At 27.8% G+C, this 22620-nt stretch carries 21 protein-coding genes and 1 riboswitch; of the genes, 4 read left to right on the forward strand and 17 right to left on the reverse strand.

What is annotated here, in order from left to right:
- The first annotated feature begins 211 nt into the window (after nt 1-211).
- Entirely contained in the window at nt 212-352 is a 141-nt protein-coding gene (locus ACYUET_RS05825; protein WP_460278357.1) for a hypothetical protein, read from the forward strand.
- A 426-nt stretch (nt 353-778) separates the two neighbouring features.
- On the opposite strand, the gene ACYUET_RS05830 is transcribed toward ACYUET_RS05825, so the two are convergent.
- Complete coding sequence (locus ACYUET_RS05830) at nt 779-1429, reverse strand: CatB-related O-acetyltransferase (protein WP_460278358.1); 651 nt, start codon at nt 1427-1429, stop codon at nt 779-781.
- Nucleotides 1430-2129: 700 nt separating this feature from the next.
- Between ACYUET_RS05830 and ACYUET_RS05835 the strand changes: the two genes are divergently transcribed.
- Nucleotides 2130-3443 (forward strand): FAD-binding oxidoreductase, encoded by a 1314-nt coding sequence (locus tag ACYUET_RS05835; RefSeq protein WP_460278359.1) that lies wholly within the window; start codon nt 2130-2132, stop codon nt 3441-3443.
- A gap of 822 nt (nt 3444-4265) precedes the next feature.
- Here ACYUET_RS05835 and ACYUET_RS05840 read toward each other — a convergent pair.
- Entirely contained in the window at nt 4266-4775 is a 510-nt protein-coding gene (locus ACYUET_RS05840; protein WP_460278360.1) for a GNAT family N-acetyltransferase, read from the reverse strand.
- A 206-nt stretch (nt 4776-4981) separates the two neighbouring features.
- Between ACYUET_RS05840 and ACYUET_RS05845 the strand changes: the two genes are divergently transcribed.
- Entirely contained in the window at nt 4982-6307 is a 1326-nt protein-coding gene (locus ACYUET_RS05845) for a DUF4317 domain-containing protein (RefSeq protein ID WP_460278361.1), read from the forward strand.
- Between the two features lie 307 nt (nt 6308-6614).
- On the opposite strand, the gene ACYUET_RS05850 is transcribed toward ACYUET_RS05845, so the two are convergent.
- The 6 genes from ACYUET_RS05850 to ACYUET_RS05875 all read right to left on the reverse strand — a co-directional run bounded on the left by ACYUET_RS05850 (nt 6615) and on the right by ACYUET_RS05875 (nt 11755).
- On the reverse strand, nt 6615-6761 hold the full coding sequence (locus tag ACYUET_RS05850) for a hypothetical protein (protein ID WP_460278362.1): 147 nt from the start codon (nt 6759-6761) through the stop codon (nt 6615-6617).
- Nucleotides 6762-6848: 87 nt separating this feature from the next.
- Nucleotides 6849-7436: a rubrerythrin gene (gene rbr / locus ACYUET_RS05855; RefSeq protein WP_460278363.1), complete on the reverse strand. Its 588-nt coding sequence runs from the start codon at nt 7434-7436 to the stop codon at nt 6849-6851.
- Between the two features lie 152 nt (nt 7437-7588).
- Nucleotides 7589-7864: a CD3324 family protein gene (locus ACYUET_RS05860; RefSeq protein ID WP_460278364.1), complete on the reverse strand. Its 276-nt coding sequence runs from the start codon at nt 7862-7864 to the stop codon at nt 7589-7591.
- Between the two features lie 514 nt (nt 7865-8378).
- The gene (locus tag ACYUET_RS05865) at nt 8379-8999 is read right to left on the reverse strand and encodes a DUF1062 domain-containing protein (protein WP_460278365.1); all 621 of its coding nucleotides are present in this window, start codon (nt 8997-8999) and stop codon (nt 8379-8381) included.
- A gap of 528 nt (nt 9000-9527) precedes the next feature.
- A complete protein-coding gene (locus ACYUET_RS05870) occupies nt 9528-10505 on the reverse strand; it encodes a hypothetical protein (protein WP_460278366.1) in 978 nt (325 codons plus the stop codon).
- 338 nt (nt 10506-10843) lie between these two features.
- On the reverse strand, nt 10844-11755 hold the full coding sequence (locus ACYUET_RS05875) for a PhzF family isomerase (protein ID WP_460278367.1): 912 nt from the start codon (nt 11753-11755) through the stop codon (nt 10844-10846).
- A 166-nt stretch (nt 11756-11921) separates the two neighbouring features.
- Here ACYUET_RS05875 and ACYUET_RS05880 point away from each other — a divergent pair, with 166 nt between their 5' ends.
- Nucleotides 11922-12275, forward strand: coding sequence for a winged helix-turn-helix transcriptional regulator (locus tag ACYUET_RS05880; protein ID WP_460278368.1), 354 nt, complete (start codon nt 11922-11924; stop codon nt 12273-12275).
- A gap of 45 nt (nt 12276-12320) precedes the next feature.
- On the opposite strand, the gene thiE is transcribed toward ACYUET_RS05880, so the two are convergent.
- From thiE to sdaAB, 9 genes are all read right to left on the reverse strand, one after another.
- Nucleotides 12321-12956 (reverse strand): thiamine phosphate synthase, encoded by a 636-nt coding sequence (gene thiE / locus ACYUET_RS05885; protein WP_460278369.1) that lies wholly within the window; start codon nt 12954-12956, stop codon nt 12321-12323.
- Nucleotides 12957-13387: 431 nt separating this feature from the next.
- Nucleotides 13388-14218, reverse strand: a complete 831-nt coding sequence (gene thiM / locus ACYUET_RS05890; RefSeq protein ID WP_460278370.1) for a hydroxyethylthiazole kinase — start codon at nt 14216-14218, stop codon at nt 13388-13390.
- 2 nt (nt 14219-14220) lie between these two features.
- Nucleotides 14221-15537 carry a phosphomethylpyrimidine synthase ThiC gene (gene thiC, locus ACYUET_RS05895; protein WP_460278371.1) on the reverse strand — a complete coding sequence of 439 codons (1317 nt, stop codon included), beginning with the start codon at nt 15535-15537 and terminating at the stop codon, nt 14221-14223.
- Between the two features lie 385 nt (nt 15538-15922).
- Nucleotides 15923-16729 (reverse strand): bifunctional hydroxymethylpyrimidine kinase/phosphomethylpyrimidine kinase, encoded by an 807-nt coding sequence (thiD, locus tag ACYUET_RS05900; protein WP_460278372.1) that lies wholly within the window; start codon nt 16727-16729, stop codon nt 15923-15925.
- A gap of 127 nt (nt 16730-16856) precedes the next feature.
- Entirely contained in the window at nt 16857-17375 is a 519-nt protein-coding gene (gene thiW, locus ACYUET_RS05905) for an energy coupling factor transporter S component ThiW (protein WP_460278374.1), read from the reverse strand.
- Between the two features lie 464 nt (nt 17376-17839).
- A riboswitch (TPP riboswitch) is annotated at nt 17840-17950 on the reverse strand.
- A 94-nt stretch (nt 17951-18044) separates the two neighbouring features.
- Nucleotides 18045-19265 (reverse strand): FMN-binding protein, encoded by a 1221-nt coding sequence (locus tag ACYUET_RS05910; protein ID WP_460278376.1) that lies wholly within the window; start codon nt 19263-19265, stop codon nt 18045-18047.
- Nucleotides 19266-19334: 69 nt separating this feature from the next.
- Nucleotides 19335-20381 (reverse strand): FAD:protein FMN transferase, encoded by a 1047-nt coding sequence (locus tag ACYUET_RS05915; RefSeq protein ID WP_460278377.1) that lies wholly within the window; start codon nt 20379-20381, stop codon nt 19335-19337.
- A 180-nt stretch (nt 20382-20561) separates the two neighbouring features.
- Entirely contained in the window at nt 20562-21440 is an 879-nt protein-coding gene (gene sdaAA / locus ACYUET_RS05920; protein WP_460278378.1) for an L-serine ammonia-lyase, iron-sulfur-dependent, subunit alpha, read from the reverse strand.
- A gap of 1 nt (nt 21441) precedes the next feature.
- Entirely contained in the window at nt 21442-22122 is a 681-nt protein-coding gene (gene sdaAB, locus ACYUET_RS05925; protein ID WP_460278379.1) for an L-serine ammonia-lyase, iron-sulfur-dependent subunit beta, read from the reverse strand.
- Nucleotides 22123-22620: the final 498 nt, after the last annotated feature.

Consider the following 22620-nt stretch of genomic DNA (forward strand, 5'->3'; position numbering starts at 1 on the left):
TATTTTAATATTTATTTATGGTACAGTTAGATAATTATTTAAATTTTAAAATACAGAAATAAACTTTATTAATGCTATAATAATCGTTTAAAGTGATAAACTTCCTGTTATAAACGGAAAAAATAAAGATAAAATATATTTATTAGGCAAATTAATCATGCCTAGATTTTTAGTGATTAAAAATTGCGAAAAATGAAAGGAGAATATAATTATGGTTAGAAATGCTAAAGACGTACCTGGTTTAAAGATATTAAATTCACCACCTTCACAACGAAACTCCTCTAATAATATTTTTGATAACAATACTCAAAAAGCTAAACAAAATGTAACTTCAAAAAAAAGAGGAAAATAATATATTAATTTTAATGAAATTCTAGTAATTTCATAATAGTTCATGTAAATTTTATAAAAATAGTATAAAAAATTATTAACTGAAGTTTACATGAGCTATATATTTATTCTAAGTCATTTTAAATACGCTCACTTTCTCACGAATATTAATAAATTTCTTGTAAACTCCTTCTTTATCTATTAAGTATTCATGTGTACCTTTTTGTTTAACCATTTAGATATTTTTTATTTAAAACCCATTATATATAATAAATTTTTTTGTTTACTGATTTATCATCAAGTTTCTTTTTAAAAAATTAAGAAAGAGAATCTAATCTATTATCTAGACTTGATTCTCCTACATATTTTAAATACATTATTAAATTATTATTTATGTTAAATTATATTGATACAGTTTTTATAACTTTTTTCATATAATTTCTTTGAATTATTTTATATTAATCTTATAATATTTATACAATTCATTTATATCTGAGCTAGATAATATATCTATGCAATTTTTGATATGATTTTCTTCCCAATCCCACCATTTCATTTCAAGCAACATATCTATCTTTTCTTTATCGAATCTTTCTTTTATATGTTTTGCAGGATTTCCTCCTACAACAGTATAAGGTTCTACATTTTTGGTAACTATTGACCTAGCCGCAATTATTGCCCCATCTCCAATTGTAATTCCGGGCATAATCATTGCTTCTGTTCCAATCCATACATCATTACCTATAATTGTATCTCCTTTAGGCTTATATGAATCTAGTAGCTTATCTTTAAATGGATATACAGTTATCCAGTTTGGATTATGATTATGATTTCCTCCCATCATAAATACTACTCCGCTAGCAATACAACAATATCTACCTATTTTTATTCTATCTAAAGTCCATCCATAGTCTTCTATAGGATTATACATTTCTTTTGATTTTTCATCTCCCCATATATACCTAATACAAATATCTTCAAAATCTCCACCTGCGTAATATCCTGAATAATATGTGTATTCTCCTACTTCAATTAATGGATTTTTTATTGAGTCCTTTAAATATTTTATTTCTGTCCAATGATTAAATGTATTATTCATCTTGTCCTCCTAAGTTTTTATTTTTTAATATCCCTTAACTTAGTTCACACTGCTACATTCCTAATCTTTTTAATTTTCTTTAACATTCTAAGATACTCCCTTTAATTTTATTAGTTCTTGTTTTATATAAGTGGATGTATATGCATATTTTAGACATAAATAAATAATAACTCACTTATCTTACACTCTTTATGTTTTATATTCCTCTAAGATTATAAAACTAATTCTTTTCTAATTATATCATAATTCTATTTACTTTTTAGTTTGCTTTAATTTTTTTAAGCTATCTAAAATACTCTTACATTCTTTTTCATATTTTACTTTTTTCTCTAAGTTATTTTCTATACAAATCATAGATACTATATTACTTAACTTATTTTCTAAAACTAAAATTTCATCATTAATTCGTTGGTCAATTTTATTTGGTTTTACTTAAGATACCTACTTTTTTATATACATCATCACCCTTGAATCCAAATAGATTTAAATTTATTCTTATAAAAGTTTCATTAAATGAAGATATATTCTTTATATTATCTAATATACTTTTTGAAACAGTTCCACTTTGAACTGTTTTATTATCGCTACATATTACTCTAAATAAGGAGAATAATCGATAGTTTTCGAGTTATTACATATCACTTATATATATTAGCAGCATAAAATATATAAAACACTTTTTTAACAAAGGAGTGAGAATATGCATTTTGATGGGTTAACTGGTATAGTAATAACCCCTTCAGATAAAGAATATCCTATTTTAAGACTTGAATATAATCTGGCTATTAATAGATTTCCATTAGCCATCGTTTATTGTTATACACCAACAGATGTATCCAACGCTATTATATGGTGCAGAAAACATCATGTAGGACTTCGTATTCGTACAGGAAAGCATAATTACGAAGGCTATTCAACAGGTAACGGTATAATAGTAATCGATACAACCTTTATGAACAAAATTCAGATTAATACTGTAAATAATACTGTAAAAATTCAGGCCGGAGCAAGATTAGGAAATATATACTCAATCACTTCAAAAAAGGGATATGCCTTTGATGGTGGCACATGCCCTACAGTTGGAATTTCTGGGCTGGTATTAGGTGGAGGAATAGGTTTATCCTGTAGAAATTTTGGCTTAGTATCAGACAACCTTTTAGAGCTGCAATTGGTTAATGCCGAAGGCAATCTGATAACTGCCAATAACCATATAAATCATGACTTGTTCTGGGCCTGTCGAGGAGCAGGTGGAGGAAACTTTGGAGTGGTGACCAGCTATACCTTTAAGCTTCATAAAGTAAATAATATTACTCTTATACAACTTAGATGGAATCATATTTCCAGAGAAGAATTTGTTAAACTGTGGCAGTGCTGGTTAAAAACTGCAGACAGAAGGATTAGCTGTTTTGCTGGTTTTAATAAAAAAGGTATATATTTAAACGGATTTTTCTATGGAACTAAGCTGGAAGCTGAAAGGATTTTAAAAAAATTTTTATTACTTCCCGGCCTACTTGATGACTCTTTAATAGAATATGTACCTTTTATCGATGCTGTACGAGCCATTGGTGCTTTTTATGGACCTCCTGATAGATTTAAGGCTACTGGAAGGTTTGTTTATAGTCCTCTGTCTAAAACAAACATCAGAAGATTAATTAATTATGTGGACAATAGTCCGGGAGATGATTGTTTTATCAGACTTTATACTTTGGGAGGCAAAATAAAAGATTTCTCCAGTAGTTATTCAGCTTATTACTATAGAGGAGCTAGTTATATCATTGGCATAACAGCAGATTGGAAAGAAGATGACAATGATAATCTGTTTAGAAATTGGGTGTCACTGGTTTTCAACTATGTCAAGCCTCTGACAGAGGGTTCTTATGTGAACTTCCCTTACGCTCAGCTTGAACATTATGGATATGCATACTATGGTAAAAATTATGAAACTCTTAGAAAGATAAAAAAACTTTACGATCCTAAAAATGTTTTCAGATTCCCACAATCAATAAAACCTTAAATTGGAGAATATAGCATGCTGATTCTATTTATAATCAACAGGCTATTTCTCTTATAATAAACTAATTTTATATACTTATAATTACGCCTTTTCATATAAAGCTTCTTTTTAAATTTTTATTCCATTTATTACTGATGGAAAACCAGTTACATCAGTGCCTGTAAAGAAAGTCTTCATCATTTATGGTACGGTTCACTGTATCGATAGTAATGCTAATACTTTAATATTAGGTTTTAGAATAATGTTGATACTATATCAATTTTTAAAATAAAGAAATATTGGTTCTGTCTGGATTGGCCCAATAAAATTTTTCTTAAAACTAGAAGATGAAGTCAAAAAACTTGATGTTCTTGAAGGCTATGAACCTATACTATCTAAATTAACATCAAATTGATCTTGTGGTTCTGTAATGGTTACAAAACTCTCTAAATACTTACTATCAAACTTTTTATTAATAACATTTTTTTAGTTAATTCAAAAGAATATCCTAATACAATTTTATTATTATTTTTCTTTGAGTTAATTATAACTAATCCAGCTACCCCTATTATAAATATTATTAAAGTATATATTATAAGTTTTCTTTTTTCATTAACTATCTTCTTCTAACATTACTCATTGGTTTATCTAGAACTCCAAGCATATTTTTATTTATTATATTTTAAAACGAACTTCTTGCAATCTTATAATTATATAAAAATAAAGTTAGGTGAAATTTTCACCTAGCTTTATTTTTAATTATTTTATAATTAGTATAAACATTAAAATTCATTATAAAAAATAGGTATTTGGGTACATAGACTCCTCCTAAAATGGAAGAATTCAGGAATCACAAAGGCTATATACTTTAGCCATATAATACTCATCTACATAATTTCCATCAATAATCATTGATTTTTCTTTTAATCCCTCAATTTTAAATCCACTTTTTTCATATAGCTTAATAGCAGCTTTATTACCTTTTACAACTGTCAACTCTAATCTTGTAATATGATTTTCTAAAGCCCATTTTTCAACTTCTTCAAATAATTTTGTTCCAAGTTTCTTTCCTCGATATTCCTTAAGTATACCAATAACTATATATGCACTATGACGTATTCTATTTAGAATCCCTCTTTCGGATAATAAAAAACCACCTATTTTATTTCTATCTTCTATTAGAAATATAATCCCATTCTTTCCGTCCATAGTCGCAATTCTTTCTTTAATTTGTTCAACAGTTGTTCTTCTTTCACCTGGCTCAAACATCATATTTTTCGTTTCAGTATCTAATTGTTTTAACATTTGTAGATATTTTTCTGAATCTTCTATACTTGCTTTTCTTATAATCATTATTTTACCTCCAAGTGATTTCATAAATGTTATTTTTTATTTAATAAATTATATCATATTTTCACATATATTATATTTTTTTCCTATTGTGAGCAAATAAATTTACTTAATAAAATCTTTAATTAATATAAAAAAAATACTATACTTAATAATAGTATGTTAAGTAATACCTACAAATAGGATATATTAGATTGAGAGGTTTATATATGAAGAAAAAAGATATACTTGAGTTAAAAAAGCGTTTAAAGAAGGATAATTGCACCTTCACTAAAATGTGTGGTTGCTATGTTAATGGTGAAAAAAATATCCTTTTAAATTTTAGAGAAACCTTTTTAAATTTAGATGAGGACGAATACTTTAAGTATTTAGAAATTGCTAAAAAAGTCCTATCTGGAACTATTGGTAATAATATTTTAGAACTTAACTTTCCACTTAATGAAAATCTTGAAAATGAGAAACAGCTTTCTCTTATGCAACTAAAAAAAAGCCAATTAAAAGATGATGCATTACTTGAAGATTTTTATAAATCTATTATAGATACTTATGATTATACTGGTAATTTTTTAATACTAGTCTTTCATGATGCTTATGATGTTATCACTAAGACTACTGATAATGCTAAAATAGATGAATCTGAAGAGGTATATGAGTATATTCTATGTGCAATATGTCCTGTTTCACTTTCAGAACCTGGACTTAGATACTTTGAAGAAGAAAAGAAAATAAAAGCACGTATTAGAGATTGGGTGGTGAATGCTCCAACCCTTGGCTTTGTATTTCCTGCTTTTATTGATCGTAGTTCAGATGTTAACTCTGTGATGTATTACACTAAAAATGCAAAGGATCCACATCCTGAATTAATGGAAAATGCTTTAGGTTGTTCTTCAAAACAGACTGCTACTATACAAAAAGAAGCTTTCCAAACAATTATTAAAGATTCTATTAGCGATGATGAAAAAAAAGCCGAGAAAATTTTTATGGAAATACAAGAAAATCTAAATACTATGATAGATGAATACAATGAAATATATGATGATACAGATGGTGAACCTATAATATTAAAACAAAAAGATATACAAAATATTTTAATAGAAAGTGGAGTTCCTGAAGAAGCTACTACTAAAATTGAAAAATCTTATGTAGAAAACTTTGGTGAAGATCTACCTTTGGCAGAACATTTAATTGACTCAAAAATACTTAAAGCAAGTGCTCAAAGAAAAAAAGAAGAACACCTTGAAAAGCAGGTAGAAATACTACAATCTAGACTTGAGGAAGTTAAACAAGAGGTTGCTGTAGATAATGAAACTGACCTTTCTACAGAACTTAATGATGATAATATAATTTTAGAAGAAACTCAGGATGTAACTTTAGAAGATAACAATACGTCTTCTAGCTATGATGTTATACTTCAAGTAAAACCTGAAAAAATACCTCAAATAAAATCTCAAATAATTGATGGGCAAAAATGTATAGTTATTCCTATTAATGAGGATGAACAAACTACAGTTAATGGATTAAATGATTTGATTTAATTTATATAAATTAATAAAGAAAAGTAGCACATCTCAAATCAAACTGATTCCTGTCAAATGGATAGTAGAAAATTTAAAAAGATTTTACATGGCCAATCGCTTTCGTGATTGGCCATAATTTATGTGAGACTCTAGATAATAATTATTAGATTCCTTTATTATCTTAATATGCTTCATATCCTGAAAAACACTTCATTCCAAAGAAATTTGAAATTGCTACTCTAGCATGTACAACTTTCCAACGTTTATGAGAAATTTTCTTTCCTATTTTAAGAGCTTGTATTTCTGTATCAAAAAAAGTTAAATCTCATTCTTTAATAGTTCTAGGATTCTCTATTAATACGTATTTATCTTTAAGTATCTCGTACGGAAAATCAGCCATATCTAATATTTGATTAGGATCATCAGGATTATCGTATTCGGGTGCTTTAGTTGGGTCATATCCTTTAAACATTTTATACCTCCATTTAAAAATAATGTTTAAATAAAAAAGGATAAACCTCCTATACGGATGTCTATCCAATAATTTTTATAATATATCTTAATAATTTTCTACAAATACTTCAAAATATCCTTGAGGGTGTGCACAAGCTGGACAACTAATAGGTGCTTCTACACCTTCATATATATACCCACAATTTAAACATTTCCATAATACAGATTCTTCTTTTTTGAATACTAAATTTTCTTCAATATTTTTAGCTAATTTTAAATATCTAGCCTCATGTCTTTTCTCAACTTCAGAAATTCTTTCAAAAGTCACAGCAATTGCTTCAAATCCTTCTTCTCTTGCTATTTTTGCAAACTCTGGATATAAGTCTGTCCACTCTTCATTTTCACCAGCAGCAGCAGCTTTTAAATTTAATAGTGTATCCTCATGGAATGATACTGGATATGATGCTGTTATCTCAATAGCTTCATCTTTAAAATCTTGCTTTAAAAATTTATAAAACTTTTTAGCATGTTCCTTTTCCTGCTCAGCAGTTTCCATAAATATATTTGAAATTTGAACATAGCCTTGGTTTTTTGCTATACTTGCATAATATGTATATCGCGTTCTAGCTTGGCTTTCTCCAGCAAATGATTTCATTAAATTTTCCGCAGTTTTTGTTCCTTTTAAACTTTTCATAACTTCCTCCATTAAATCAGTTTTATAAAATAACAATTATTACCACTTATGTGATTATACAATACATCCTACCTTTTTTTAATGACAACCTCATACTTAATTCTTAAATAAAAATGTGCCACCTAAAAACAAATTAAGTAGCACACTTTATGTTATCTCATCCTCTTTTTTTCTAAAATAATCCTTTGTATAGTTTTGGGTGACAAATAATATATTTCTGAAAGACTATGTGTTGACATCCCTTTTAAATAATCTTTATATATCTTTGTGTTTCTATTCAAAAGTTCCTTTTTACTCTGAGATAGTTCACCCCATGCAATTTTATTTTCTTCTTTCCTAGGTATATAAATATATTCACCGTCCACGTAGTTTTGAATTATTTCTAATATTTCATTAGGGAAAATATCCCTTGCATTTGCATAGCTCACTATATGCTCCTCCTAAATATAAATATAATTTTAATTTTAGGATTGAGCAAAGGCTATTATATATATGTTCTAATTAAGTTATTACATTTATGATCTTTTATATAATTTTTATAGTAAATTAATAATATCTAGTTAGAATCATATATATCATAAATTTTCTATATAAGTTCATCACTATAGCGATCAGTAATATCATTTATAAATATTCTAAGATTTATATTAATAAACAAACTTTATTTGAACTTATATATTTTAATCATTAACTGTTATGCAATAGCCTCTGCTATGCATAAATAACATATTTTCTCATAAAAACTATGCCCCTTTCTTAACTGCAATTGTATAAATTCTTTAAAAGTTACTTCATAAGAGCAATAGTTACTATAACTTGCACCTTATATATACAATTATAATATATATATAACCAATATATGTCTAATAATTTCAAATTATTTATTATACTAGACTAAACCTGCTAGATTGTAATTTTAATCATACAAGTTGATGAAACAGCTTATACTATAATAGCTTCTAAAATTTCTATATTCTCTACTACCTTTAAAACATGTATCTCCATTCCATCTCTTACTTTTATATTTAATGAATTTTTATCATCATTAATAAAGATTACTCCTTTTTTCTGCATATTTTTTATTTTACTTCTTGAAAGTTCAAGTTTATCACTTAAAAGCTTATCTACTCTCAATTCTATTGGGTACTTACAAACAATTTCAATAACAAATTCATTTTCATTTATATAATATGCATCTAATTTCTTTTGGATTAATTTATAATTTACATTTTGTAAATTAACTTCAGCTTTATTTTTATTATATATGCCTAAATTAAAAGCATATTTTCTAGCTAACTCTTTATCATTAGAAAAAAATTTTTCATACTCATATTTATTAATATCACAAGGCTTTATTCTTTCATATATTGTCATATTCCAAGTTGATTTACATTTTTCACATTGATAAATTAGCCAAACATCAATGTTATTTTTATTTGCATTTACTCTAAATTTTTCACTATTTATATAATGTGTTTTTTCATTACATTTAGGACAATTTCTTTTTACTCTTGGTAAGTTTTCAGGTATTAATTCCCATTGATATTTTTTAAAATAGCTCATTTTGCTCCTCCTAGTCATTCAAGTTTTAGGATTTGCAAAGACTATTTCATCATATTTTTATAATAATGTAATAGCCTCTGCTATACATTAAAAATATCTATTGTCATAAATAATTCCTCCAATCTTTTTTCTATATATTTTATCAGCTCTATATACTACATAGAACCTCATTCTTATTTCATAAATAAAATTGAGCCCATATGATAAAAATCATACTGACTCAATACTTTACAATAAATAAGTGAGGTTTTTATTAATTGTTATAATTATCATAGATCTAAAGTCAAGTATTTTTACTGATATGAAATCATTTGATTTCTAAATAAATAAAAAGGGATTTAATGATATCTATTATGGATTAAATGTAAATGAAGTTCACAGATAATATAAAAAAATTACCTACAATTAAGTAAGTAATTTTATTATCCATATATATTTTTTAAAATTAATTTTTAACTTCATCTTTGACTGTTTTTTATACATTTTTCAATGTTTTATCATCTCTTTAATACTAATATTTTTCTTTTTTTATTGCTCTATAGTTTTAAATTCAGCATCTGGAGTAAGTGTTATATTATTTGGTATTTGATTTTGTCCTGTCATTACTAAATAATCTGATACAATTTTTTCGGCATTTATAGATTCTACCATTAGCCATTCTGTATACAGATTACCAAATTTATTATCAAACCATTCTGTTGAATATGAACCAAAATGGTAAAACATTTGATATATATCTCCTACAGAATTATATCTCTTTATACCTTTATCATCTACCCATTCAACAATCTTATTTAAATCAACATTTCTTATATCTTTTACTTTTATACTTTGGATATTCCCATTTAATTGATAATAAATCTCAACTACCCCCTCATATTCATGCCCTCTAATTTTTTGCCATCCTTGCATATCTCCAGTTGCTGGTTCAGCATATAATTTTTTTTGATTATCTGAAAAACCATTTTGATAGCTATTATAATTCACGTTATTTAAGTTAGCCTGTCCCCCTACATATGCAGTTAATGTAGGTGCATCATATTTAACACCAATATTCAATATTTCACATGCTGCCTTTAAAGAAACAAAAGTTGTATTTTTATATGATATAGTCATAGCATTAACCGTTTCTCCATGAACTTTAATATTAACATTATTAAATGCTACATCAATATTATTTAATCCTTTTTGAATTGTATCTTTAGCTTCCTCATATAATTTACAAGATTCAGCAATATTTCCAGCAGGTAGACATCCCATATATATTGTATTTGTAGGTTTATAGTAATACACAGATAAGTCTAATAGTTTTGAAAGATCTCCTACTGGCAAGTATATAGTATCATTGTATACCATATTATCGCCTTTAAAATCAACTCCATTAACCTTAATATTAATTTCATTAAAAGATACATTAATATTTTTGCTCTGAGTATCTGCAAATGCCCAAGTTGGCATAATAAAAATTGTAATTAGTATTAACATAAGCATTCTTTTTATTTTCATTCTTATACCCCCATTTTTATACATTTTATCATTAATTTTACATGAAATCTATATGATTGTATTAAACTTTATTATTTTTAAATGTTTTATCTTTATCCTATTAGCTATTTGTGAATTATTTTACTATAACTATGGGGTGGTATCTGATATGTTTGATACTTTTATAAAGTGTGCATTCGTTGTTTATATAATAAAATTAGTTTTAGTTACCATTTTTTATTATTAGTTAACTTAATCCTTATTGCAATTATAATATTTTTAAAGTTTTATTAATATACTTTTCCTCTTTTTACAATATCAAATTCTCTATCTCAAAAACACTAAATCGTATTTTTTCTCTAATCATTAAATGACAATTCAGTTTTAAATATTATCACCGCATTCCCAGAAACCTTAACTTCAACAGGTTCTTTATCTTCTATTTTCACAGCAACTTCAATAATTCCTGGTCGTTTTATAGCTTCGCCTTGTTTAGCCTTAAATTTAAATAACGAATTATTATGTTTAACAAAATTATGGTAAATAAGATATGCACCTAAAGGACCATTTGCATTACCAGTTACAGGATCTTCATTAATACCTATTGCAGGTGCAAACATTCTGCCATGAATCAAAATATCATCATCTTGTGAATCAACTGTGAAAACATAATATCCATTGCATTTAATAACCTTACTCAACTTAGAAAGTGCATCATAATTCGGATGTAATGTATTTAAAGTTTCAATACTTTTTATACCAACCATCACCTTAGAATGACCTGTTGAGACAATCTGAATTTTATAGTTTTCCAACAAATCACTATTTTTTATATTGAGTACCGATAAAAGTTCTTCTTTATTTATGCCATCAATAATAGTTCCAAATTCAACGCTACCCTGTGTCATAACAATTTTATAATCCTGATTTTCCTTTATTATATCAACAGGTAAAATTCCTGCACCTGTTTTATGATAAACCCTTGAAGTATCAAGTCCATTTTCAACAGCACGGGCATAATGAGCAGCAATAGTAGCATGTCCACAGATTGGCACTTCATTTGTAGGAGTAAAAAAGCGTATATGAGCATCATACTCATTGCTATTTGAAGAAAATATAAAGGCTGTCTCAGAATTATTAAGTTCCTTGGCTATTTTCTGCATTTCATAATCAGTTAATCCATCTGCATTTGTTATTACTCCTGCTGGATTTCCTGTGAATTTTTCCTTTGTAAATGAATCAATTTGATATAAATTATATTTTCTTAACATGATTTGCCCCCTAAATATATTGTGATTTTATAGATTAAACACTATTTTCTTTGTTTATGACAATTAATATCTATGTATAATATAATTAATTATAATTTTGTTGGAATACACATACAAGTACGCACTTTTTTATCAGATAGTTACCATTTGGAAAGAAGGATAAGATATGACTAAAGACATGATTGAAAAATTCCCAAATCAAAAGAAAAGGCAAAAGGATTTTAAATGTTCAATAGGATTTACGATGACTGTAATTGGAAGTAAGTGGAGAGCTATAATATTATGGCACATATTAAATACCTCTCACATAAGATATGGTCAGTTGAAAAAATCTATACCCAATATAAGTCACAAGATACTATCTCAAGAGTTAAAAACTCTTGAGATGGATAGTCTTATTGAAAGAATTGCTTATACCACAATTCCACCTAAAGTAGAGTATATACCTACAGCTAGAGGAAAATCCTTAGAAAATATCTTAACTGAACTATGCCTTTGGGGCAAAAAATATATGGATTAATTTTAAGTCTAAAAAATAGTAGCTCCATGCCGAATTGGTTAGCTACTAATTTTTTATTTTTAAGAATAATTCTTTTAATTCTTTTGTAGCCTTTTCAATATCTTTCTGAGCTATAATTGCTGATATAATCGATAGTCCATCAATATTAGTATACTTAAAATCTTTAACTCTTTCTTTATTTATTCCTCCTATTACTACAATAGGAATTGATACATTTGATCTGATTTTTTTCAATTCATCTATTGATGTTTTATTTGCATCTTTTTTAGTTCCTGTTGCATACATTGCACCAACACCTAAATAATCCGCTCCATCCTTTTCTGCTTTAAGTGCTTCTTCCAATGAGCTAGCTGAAACTCCAATGATTTTATCATTTCCTATAATATTTCTTATCACACTTGATGGTATATCACTTTGTCCTACATGGACCCCAGCTGCATCTACTGCCATTGCAATATCCACTCTATCATTTATTATTAATGGTATATTATATTTTTCAGTTACTTTTTTTATATTTAAAGCAGTATTATAGAAATCAAGTGATGTACATTCCTTTTCTCTTAATTGAACTAAAGTACATCCTCCTTTAATGGCTTCTTCTACTGCTTCTTCTAATGTATCAGTACTCATTAAGTCCCTATCTGTTACAAGATAAATACTATAATCTATTTTAGGTTTCATTCCTCTTTATTCTCCTTGTAATTTATTATTCTATTCTTTAATTCTAGGCTACATTTTAAAATAGTGTTGATATTATAGTATAAGGGCGAACTGGCATTGGAATTTACTTTTTAGAACTCTTAAGTAAGAGTCAAAATTTTATATTTTGCTACTCGAACTTACTCAGCGAATGTACATGAGTCGAGTTTCCTTTTAGTCTTACAATTAATTGCTTGTCATCAATCTTTGATTGAGAGGATGCATTAATTGGACTAAGTTTTATTTTAGAGTTCTTAAAGTAAATTCTTCTGTCCATGAGCTTTATACTATAATATCACCCATATTTAAAAGATAGGCAAATTTTATTAAGACATATGAAAATAACTAACCCTTATACAATCTATATTAGGATTGTTATTTTTTCATATGTCTTAATTTTTAATTTTTAATTTTTATATTTCTTTAACTTTTGCCATATTTATAATTACATCAGAATTCATATTGCTTATAGCATCTATAATTCCAACTCTAAAACTTCCAAGTCCTATTTCTCCTGATTTTTTAAAAGCAATCTCTCCTGCTATTCCCATGGAAATAATCCCTGCAATTGCCCCTATAAAATAATCATTACTAGCTCCACAAAAGCCACCTATTAAAGCACTGCTCATACATCCTGTTCCCGTAACATTAGCAAGCATTCTAGTTCCATTTTCAAGTATAACAGTACGTTTTCCATCAGAAACTATATCTGTCACCCCTGTAATCGCTACAGTACAATTAAGTTTATTGGCTAAATTTTCAGCTATATTAACGCCTTCTTTATCTCCACTTTTCATATCACTTTCGGAAGCATCAACACCTTTAGTAGTAGATTCTAAGCCACTTATAAATTTAATTTCAGACATATTACCACGTAAAACATTGATTCTTACTTCTTCTAATATTTTCTTAGTAATTGAATTTCTGAATTCAGATGCACCTGCACCTACTGGATCAAAAACTACTGGAACATTTAATTCATTTGCTTTTTTACCAGATGCAATCATAGATTTAATTGTTCTTTCATTTAATGTCCCTATATTTATTACAAGTGCATCTGAAATTTTAGTAATATCTGCTGACTCTTTAATGTCATCAGCCATAATTGGTGATGCTCCCATTGCAAGCAGTATATTAGCACAATCATTAACTGTAACATAATTTGTTATATTATGTACAAGAGGTTTTTGATTTCTAACATCTTTTAATAATTCACAAACTTTTTTAACTATTTCCTTGCTCATAATTATTTAACCTCATTTTGTAAAAGTTCAACTTTTTCACCATTTAATATTCTATTTGTAGTTCTTACTGCACACATTTTTCCACACATAGAACAACTATGCTTATCTTCTGGTGGAACACTTTCAAAATATTCCTTAGCTTTTTCTCCATCAATAGCAATCTTAAACATTTCTTCCCAATCAAGTTTTTGACGAGCATCCGCCATTTTATTATCTCTATCTCTTGCACCAGGAAGTCCATTAGCTATATCTGCTGCATGTGCTGCAATCTTTGATGCAATAATCCCCTCTCTAACATCAGATAAATCTGGAAGCCTTAAATGTTCAGCTGGAGTTACATAACAAAGGAAATTTGCTCCATGTGTTGCTGCAATAGCTCCACCAATAGCTGAAGTAATATGGTCATATCCTGGAGCTATATCAGTAACTAATGGTCCAAGTACATAAAAAGGTGCTCCATGACATAATCTCTTTTCGATTTGCATATTGGCTGCAATTTCATTCATTGCCATGTGGCCTGGACCTTCAATCATAACTTGTACATCTTTTTCCCATGCTCTTTTTGTTAGAAGCCCTAACTCTATAAGCTCTGCAACTTGTCCTGCATCTGTTGAATCATCAAGGCATCCTGGTCTCATAGCATCTCCAAGACTTATTGTTACATCATATTCTCTAAGTATTTCTAATAACTCATCATAATATTCGTAGAATGGATTTTCATTTCCTGTCATTTCCATCCATGCAAATAATAAAGATCCGCCTCTAGATACAATATTCATCCTTCTTTTATCTTCTTTAAATAAAGAAATTGTTCTTTTATTAATTCCAGCGTGAATAGTTACAAAATCTACACCTTGTTTTGCATGTTGTCTAACTACATTAAGAAAATCTTCTGCTTTTATATCTAAAAGATCTTTTTCAAGATATCCAACTGCATCATACATTGGAACTGTACCAATCATAGCTGGAGATTTTTCTATTAATTTTGTTCTAAATTCTTGAGTCTTTCCATAATTACTTAAATCCATTATAGCTTCAGCACCAAAATCAATTGCTAATTTTACCTTTTCCATTTCTCTACAGTAATCAATTGAATCTCCTGAAATACCTAAGTTTACGTTTACCTTAGTTCTAAGTCCGTCTCCAATCCCCTCTGGACTAAGTGATTTATGATTAACATTAGCTGGTATAACTATCTTTCCTTCTGCTACAAGTTTAATTAATTTTTCTTCTGAAATATTTTCCTTAGAAGCTACCATCTTCATTTCTTTAGTAACTATCCCTTTTTTTGCTGCTTCCATTTGAGTCTTATAATTCATCGTCTATTCCTCCGTTAATATTAAAATTTATAAAATATATTTGTTTAGCATATTTTTCTCACAGATATCCAAAAAGGTATATTATGAAAAAATTTGCTACATCCACATTCTTAATGATTTTTTTATTCTTGAATTTTACTTTAATTTAGGCTATATTTTAAAACAGTGTTGATATTGTAGTATAAGGGCGAACTGGCATTGGAATTTGCTTTTTAGAACTCTTAATGAAGATTTGTCCAATTAATTGCTTGTCATCAATCTGTGATTGGGAACACGCATTAATTGGACTAAGCTTTATTTTAGAGTTCTTAAAGTAAATTCCTCTGTTCATGAGCTTTATACTACAATATCAACATTCCCTTAGAATATAGCATTAATTTAAAAGTTACTCTATTATTCCAGCTCTTTTATAAAGTTCATAAAAATGATTAGTAGGCCCAACACCTCTTCCAAGTTCAAATCCATGTTCTATTGCACATGTTGTGTATCTTTTACCTTCTTTAACTGCCTCCTCAATCGTCATCCCTTTAGCCAAATTAGCAGCTATTGTAGATGATAGTGTGCATCCTGTTCCATGAGTATGCTTTACATTTATTCTTTCTTGTGGTAAAAAAATAAAATTTTCACCATCAAACAATAAATCTGTTGCTTCATTTTTTAAATGTCCACCTTTAATAAGAACATATTTTGGACCAAACTCCTTAAGCTTTTTTGATGCTTTTTTCATATCTTCTAGAGTTTTTATTTTTATTCCTAAAATTTCTTCTGCTTCTGGTAAATTAGGTGTTATTAGGGTAGCCAATGGAAATAATTCTTTAACTAAAGTATCCTTAGCATCCTTTGACAATAAATTAAATCCACTTTTAGAAATCATAACTGGATCTAAAACAATTAATGGTAGTTTCTTCTTTTTTCTTAATGAACTTGATATAGCTTTTATAGATTCAATTTTAGATACCATTCCTATTTTTATGGCATCAACTCTAATATCTTCAAAAATCACATCCATTTGTGATCTAATCATTTCTGGGCTTATATCTTGAATTCCAAAAACACCCATTGTATTTTGAGCTGTTATTGCTGTTATAACACTCATGCCATAAACTCCATTAGCTGAAAATGCTTTTAAGTCTGCCTGAATACCAGCTCCTCCACAACTATCAGAACCTGCAATTGTAAGTGCTCTAAACATTTTTTCTCCTCTTCTTTCTAATCTATCTTTTAAATAAATGTTGTTCTTATAAGGTATAATGATCATCTGTAATTAAAATTTATTTTTTACTGACATATAAACATTATTTGAAAATACAACTTTTTTTCTAAATACTTTGTGATTTTATATTTTCATTAGTCATTAAATATTTTTCTATGACAGGAATTTTTAAAAATACATAAGCAATAATTGCTCCTACACTACAACTAAAAGTAAATGGTATAACATATACAAATACTGCTACTTCTTTTCCTAAAAGTACCGCTGCTATTGGATAAGCTATTAAAGCACCTAATATTCCTGTACCTATTACTTCACCAATTGCAGCTATGAATTTTTTCCTAAATTTTTTATAAAGAACTCCTGCTAAAAATGCACCTATCATACTTCCTGGGAATGCTAATAAACTACCTGTACCTAAAATATTTCTTATTAATGATGCAATAAATGCATTTGTTAAAGCATAAATTGGACCTAAAACTATTGCTCCAATTACATTTACAAAGTGTTGAATTGGTGATATTTTTGCTACTCCTATTGGAATTGAAAATGTTCCGAAAAAAGTTGCTATTGCTATCAAAATTCCACTTAATGCAATTTTTTGTGTCTTACTTTTTTCATTCATAATATTTTTTTAGTCCTCCTTTCATTTTTTATTTAATGTACATTCAAAAAAATAATAAACCAGTATACTTTTATATTTTGCTACATACTTCATCATCAAAATATACTGCACATCTTTGATCTATTATTTTACTTTCATATGCCTAACGTAATGAAACTGCACTAAATTTTTAATTAATTCTATATTTTAAGTGAATGTTGATATTCTAGTATAAGGGCGAAGTAGCATTTGAATTTGCTTTTTAGAACTCTTAATGAAGATTTGTACAATTAATTGCTTGTCAGCAATCTTTGATTGGGAACATGCATTAATTGGACTAAGCTTTATTTTAGAGTTCTTAAAGTAAATTCCTCTGTCCATGAGCTTTATACTACAATATCAACACAGTTTTAAAACATAACTTTAACTAATTACTTATTTTGGAATAAAAAAAATGTAGCCCAAGGGCTACATAAATATACTACGCATTATTTAGTGTACTTCCCTACGTTGGTATTAACCAAATCAGGTTATAAGAGTCCAGGAAATCAATCTTTCCAATCTCAGCTAAAATATTAGCTCCCCTAGTTATAAAATTATTAAATTATCTTTTACAATTTAAAGCTTATACCTTTAATTCTTATCCGTCAAGTAATAAATATATTATTACTATAGAACTAATTATAAATTTTAAGCTTTTGCTTGACTTAAAGCATTAGTTACCGCTTGAATAATCCCTTTAGAACTATAAGTAGCTCCTGAAACTGTATCTACTGATGTTGACTGTTTAGAAACTATGTTATTTATTATAGATTTCGAAGCTCTGTCATAATAGTTAGGTGTATCTCCATATGATAAAGTTTCTATTTGGGCTATTTTCCCACTCTGTATTGTAACTGAAATTTTAGTTGTTCCTCCTTTGAATCCTTTTCCGGTTCCTATATATGTTCCATCTTTATATTCTTGTGAAGCCTTATTGGGATTTTGTGACACATTATTATTTTGTGAAACCCCATTTTTATTTTCATTTTCTGAAACTGATTTATTATTTATATCTAAATTAGAATTATTTAAATGACTTCCGGCAAAAGATGTAGCTCCATAGACTCCTACCATCGTTGCCAGTGCTATAGTACTAGCCATTTTAGAATCTAAATCTTTTTCAAGTATATTTACATTGGCATTACTTCTAGGACATACATCAGTACATTTTAAACAATTTATACATTCTCCGCCTTTAACAGACTCCATCTCATAAAGTTTTATTCCCATTGAACATTTAAGTGTACAAGCTCTACACTTTCCACATGCTTCTTTAGGCTTATTAATTTTTACTATTCCAATCCTAGAACATATTGAGAATACAGCACCTAATGGACATAAATATCTACAGAAAAATCTTTCAATAAAAGCTGCTCCTATTGTAATTAAAATTAAAAGTATAAATCCAATAAGTAATGTAGATAGAACACCAGATATATTAGTTATTTCTCCAAAGGCATCCCAAGGACTTGTACTTTGTAAAATATTACTTCCCATTGTCCAAGAAACAATTCCTATAAATACTAATACTAAATACTTTACATATTTTAATATTGAATCAACTTTTTCATCTACTCTAAAATTTACTTTAAATAATTTTTTAGATATAAAAAATATTAAATCATTATAAGCTCCAAAAGCACACAACCACCCACAAAACCATCTTCCTATTAATATCGTTAATAATATAGCTGATGAAATCTCTATTAAATTTGGCAGTGATTGAATAAAATTAAAATTTCCACTAAGAATCATTTTATAAACTATTTTCAATTCACCAAGAGTCATTGCATATAATCCTGGTAACAATAAAAACATTATCAGTTGTACTATATGTCTAAAAGTTTGTGATACTTTCACTCTTTTCATACTCTCTTCCCCCTAAGTTCACTATAAACTTATCTTTGGTTTTTAATCAATTTAATTCTCTTTATTTAGTTAAATTGAAAATTCGTTATCCGTTAAAATAAAATCGTCTTTAATACCTGAAGTTATATATATTTTTTTATCTGCTGTTACTAATATCCCATCTATACCTTGCATTGATTCTATAATACTTATTGCTTTATTAATTCCAAGAATATATATACCAGTTGATAATCCATCACCATCAATAGAGTTATCCGATATTATTGTTGCACTTATTATCTCACTTTCTGATGGATAACCTGTTTTTGGGTCAATTATGTGATGAAACTTCTTTCCATCTTCCATAAAATATCTTTCATAATTTCCTGAAGTCACTACTGATTTATTTTTTACATTTAATAGTCCTATATGTTCTCCTCTAGTTTTAATTGGGTTTTGAATTCCTACTTTCCAATTTGATCCATCTTCTTTTAATCCTAAGGCAAATATGTTTCCTCCTAAATCAATTAAAGCACTTTTAATATCATATTTATAAAATATATTTCTAACTTCATCTGCTGCAAATCCTTTTGCTATTCCTCCAACATCTAATGATTGATTTTTATGTTTTAACATTACTGAATGGCTATTTTCATCTAGTATAATATCATTATAATTTACAAGCTTAATCTTTGATTTTATTTCATCTTCATTTGGAATACGTCCTCCATTTCCTGATATATTCCAAAGTGATACTAATGGTCTTATTGTAGGGTCAAAAGTTCCTTTTAATATTTTGCTATACTCTAAAGATTTCTTCAAAACAAAATAAGTATCCTTTCCTACAATTTGTGATTCAATTCCCGCTTTTGAATTTATCATAGATATTTCACTATTTTCCTTAAATACTGACATCTTATCATCAATATTGTTTAATCTTTTTATTGATTTTTCTATTGCCTCTTCTGCATTACTACCACATGCTTTTAAATTTATTATTGTTCCAAGAGAATAACTACTCCTTACTATTGAATGAGATTTATTATTTAAATATTTTTTTCCATTACCTTTGGTAAACAAAAAAACTAAAATTAACAATGTTGCCATTATGAATATCACTAATAGCATATTTATCATAAAAATCACCTAAACATTAAAATTATTTATTATTTGTATTATAGCAGTTTAAATTTATTAATCCATTAAAATAAAATTAATTTTTTTGAAATTTTAATAAAAAAATGTGTATAAAATAGAGTTCATTTCCATTTTATACACATCCCTTTATATTAGCACAATTTTAAAACATAATTATCTTTATTCTTTTCCAAAAACTTGTTCTTTAAGTCTCAAACCTTCTTTAGTTACTGCAATCCCACCTAAAGCTGTTTCTCTAAGAGCTGATGGCAAACTTTTTCCAACTTTATACATAGCTGTTACTGAATCATCAAAAGGTATTTTAGCTTTTACACCTGCCATCACCATATCTGCTGTACATAAAGCAGTTATAGCACCTTGAGCATTTCTTTTGGCACAAGGAATTTCTACAAGTCCTGCTACTGGATCACAGACTAATCCTAAAATATTTTGTAGTATTATTGATGCAGCATCTAAGCTCATTTTTGGTGTCCCACCCATCATTTCGACCACTGCTGCTGTTCCCATTGCTGAAGCAGAACCACACTCTGCCTGACATCCACCTTCTGCGCCTGACAAAGTAGCATTTAATCCAATAATCATTCCTACAGCAGCGGCTGCAAATAATCCTTTTAAAAGTTCATCTTCATCTAAACCTAGTTCTTTTCCTGCTGATAATATTACTGCTGGTAAAATACCACATGAACCTGCTGTAGGACATGCAACTATCTTCCCCATAGAAGCATTAACTTCAGATGAAGAAAGAGCCATTGCCATTGCCATTGTTGTTGCTCTTCCTGTAAGAGTCTTTCCATTCTTAGCATAATTATATAATTTATGCCCATCTCCGCCTATTAAACCACTTACTGAATATACTTCTTTTTCCATACCTTCATTAGCTGCTGAAATCATAACGTTTAGATTTTTTTTCATCTTTTCTATAACTTCTTCTCTGGTTACTTCTTTTTCTTCGATTTCACATCTTATTGCATATTCACTTAAAGTAATATTATTTTTTTCACATATTTCTAAAAGTTCTTTTCCCGATCTAGCAAGCATATTATTCACCTTCCTTTGCTGGACTTATTGAAATAACATTTTTAACTAACTCTATAGCTTTTATTTCCTCTATAATATCTTTACTAACTTTATTATCCATTTCAAAAATCATGCCAGCTTCTTTTCCCTTACTATTTCTAAATACTTTCATAAAAGCTACATTAAGATTTTTTCCTGAAAGAACACTTGTTACACTATGTATTACTCCTGGAAGATCTGTATGGGTAATTATTAAAGTTTCATACATACCTGTAAAATCTACACTATTATTATTAACTTCAGAAATTTGAATATTTCCTCCTCCAATAGAAGATCCCTTAACCTCACAATATGTATCATTCTTAGTTTTTATAAGAAATTTAACTGTATTAGGATGTACATCTCCCAAATCTGCTTCTTTAAATTCAAATTTTAATCCCTTTTCTTTAGCTATATCAAGTGAATCCCTAAGTCTTTCATCACTTGGTTCCATACCTAAAATTCCAGCAACTAATGCCCTATCTGTTCCATGTCCTTTATATGTCTTTGCAAAAGAGCCATGTAATAAGAATGTTACTTCTAAAATTTCATTTCCAGCTATTGTTCTTGCAATTTTTCCAAGTCTTGCAGCTCCAGCTGTATGAGAACTAGATGGTCCTATCATTATAGGTCCTAAAATATCAAATACGCCTACATTTTTCATAATGCGTTATTTAGTGAAATATCTAATTTTTCACTAAATCCCCCTTCCGTTTAATTTTATTCAAGAGCTAGCATTCTTAATACTCAACTTGTTTAAGTGGGCTTTAATTACTGCATGCTTCTATTTAACTTTTCTATCTTTTGGTGTTATATTTTAAAATAGTGTTTCTATTGTAATATACACTTTCAGTTAAAATATAGCTTTATTTTTAATAATATATTTTCTAAGCTTAAATTAATAAATTTATATAAAGTATATTTATATAAAAATCTACTTAAAATATATTTTTTTAATAAAAATTATATTACCCTATATAGAATGCATAATTTATCTATGATAGTCAAGGGGGATTTTACTTTCTTTAAAAATATCGCAAACAAAATAAATCTACTATAATAAAAATTCCTCTGGCCATCAGCTTTATCCGATAGCTAGTATCTGTAATTTCATAACAGCTACACGCTCCTGGATAACGAATTCTTAATATCAGTCAAAGAC

The sequence above is a fragment of the Clostridium sp. CTA-5 genome (assembly GCF_054768135.1).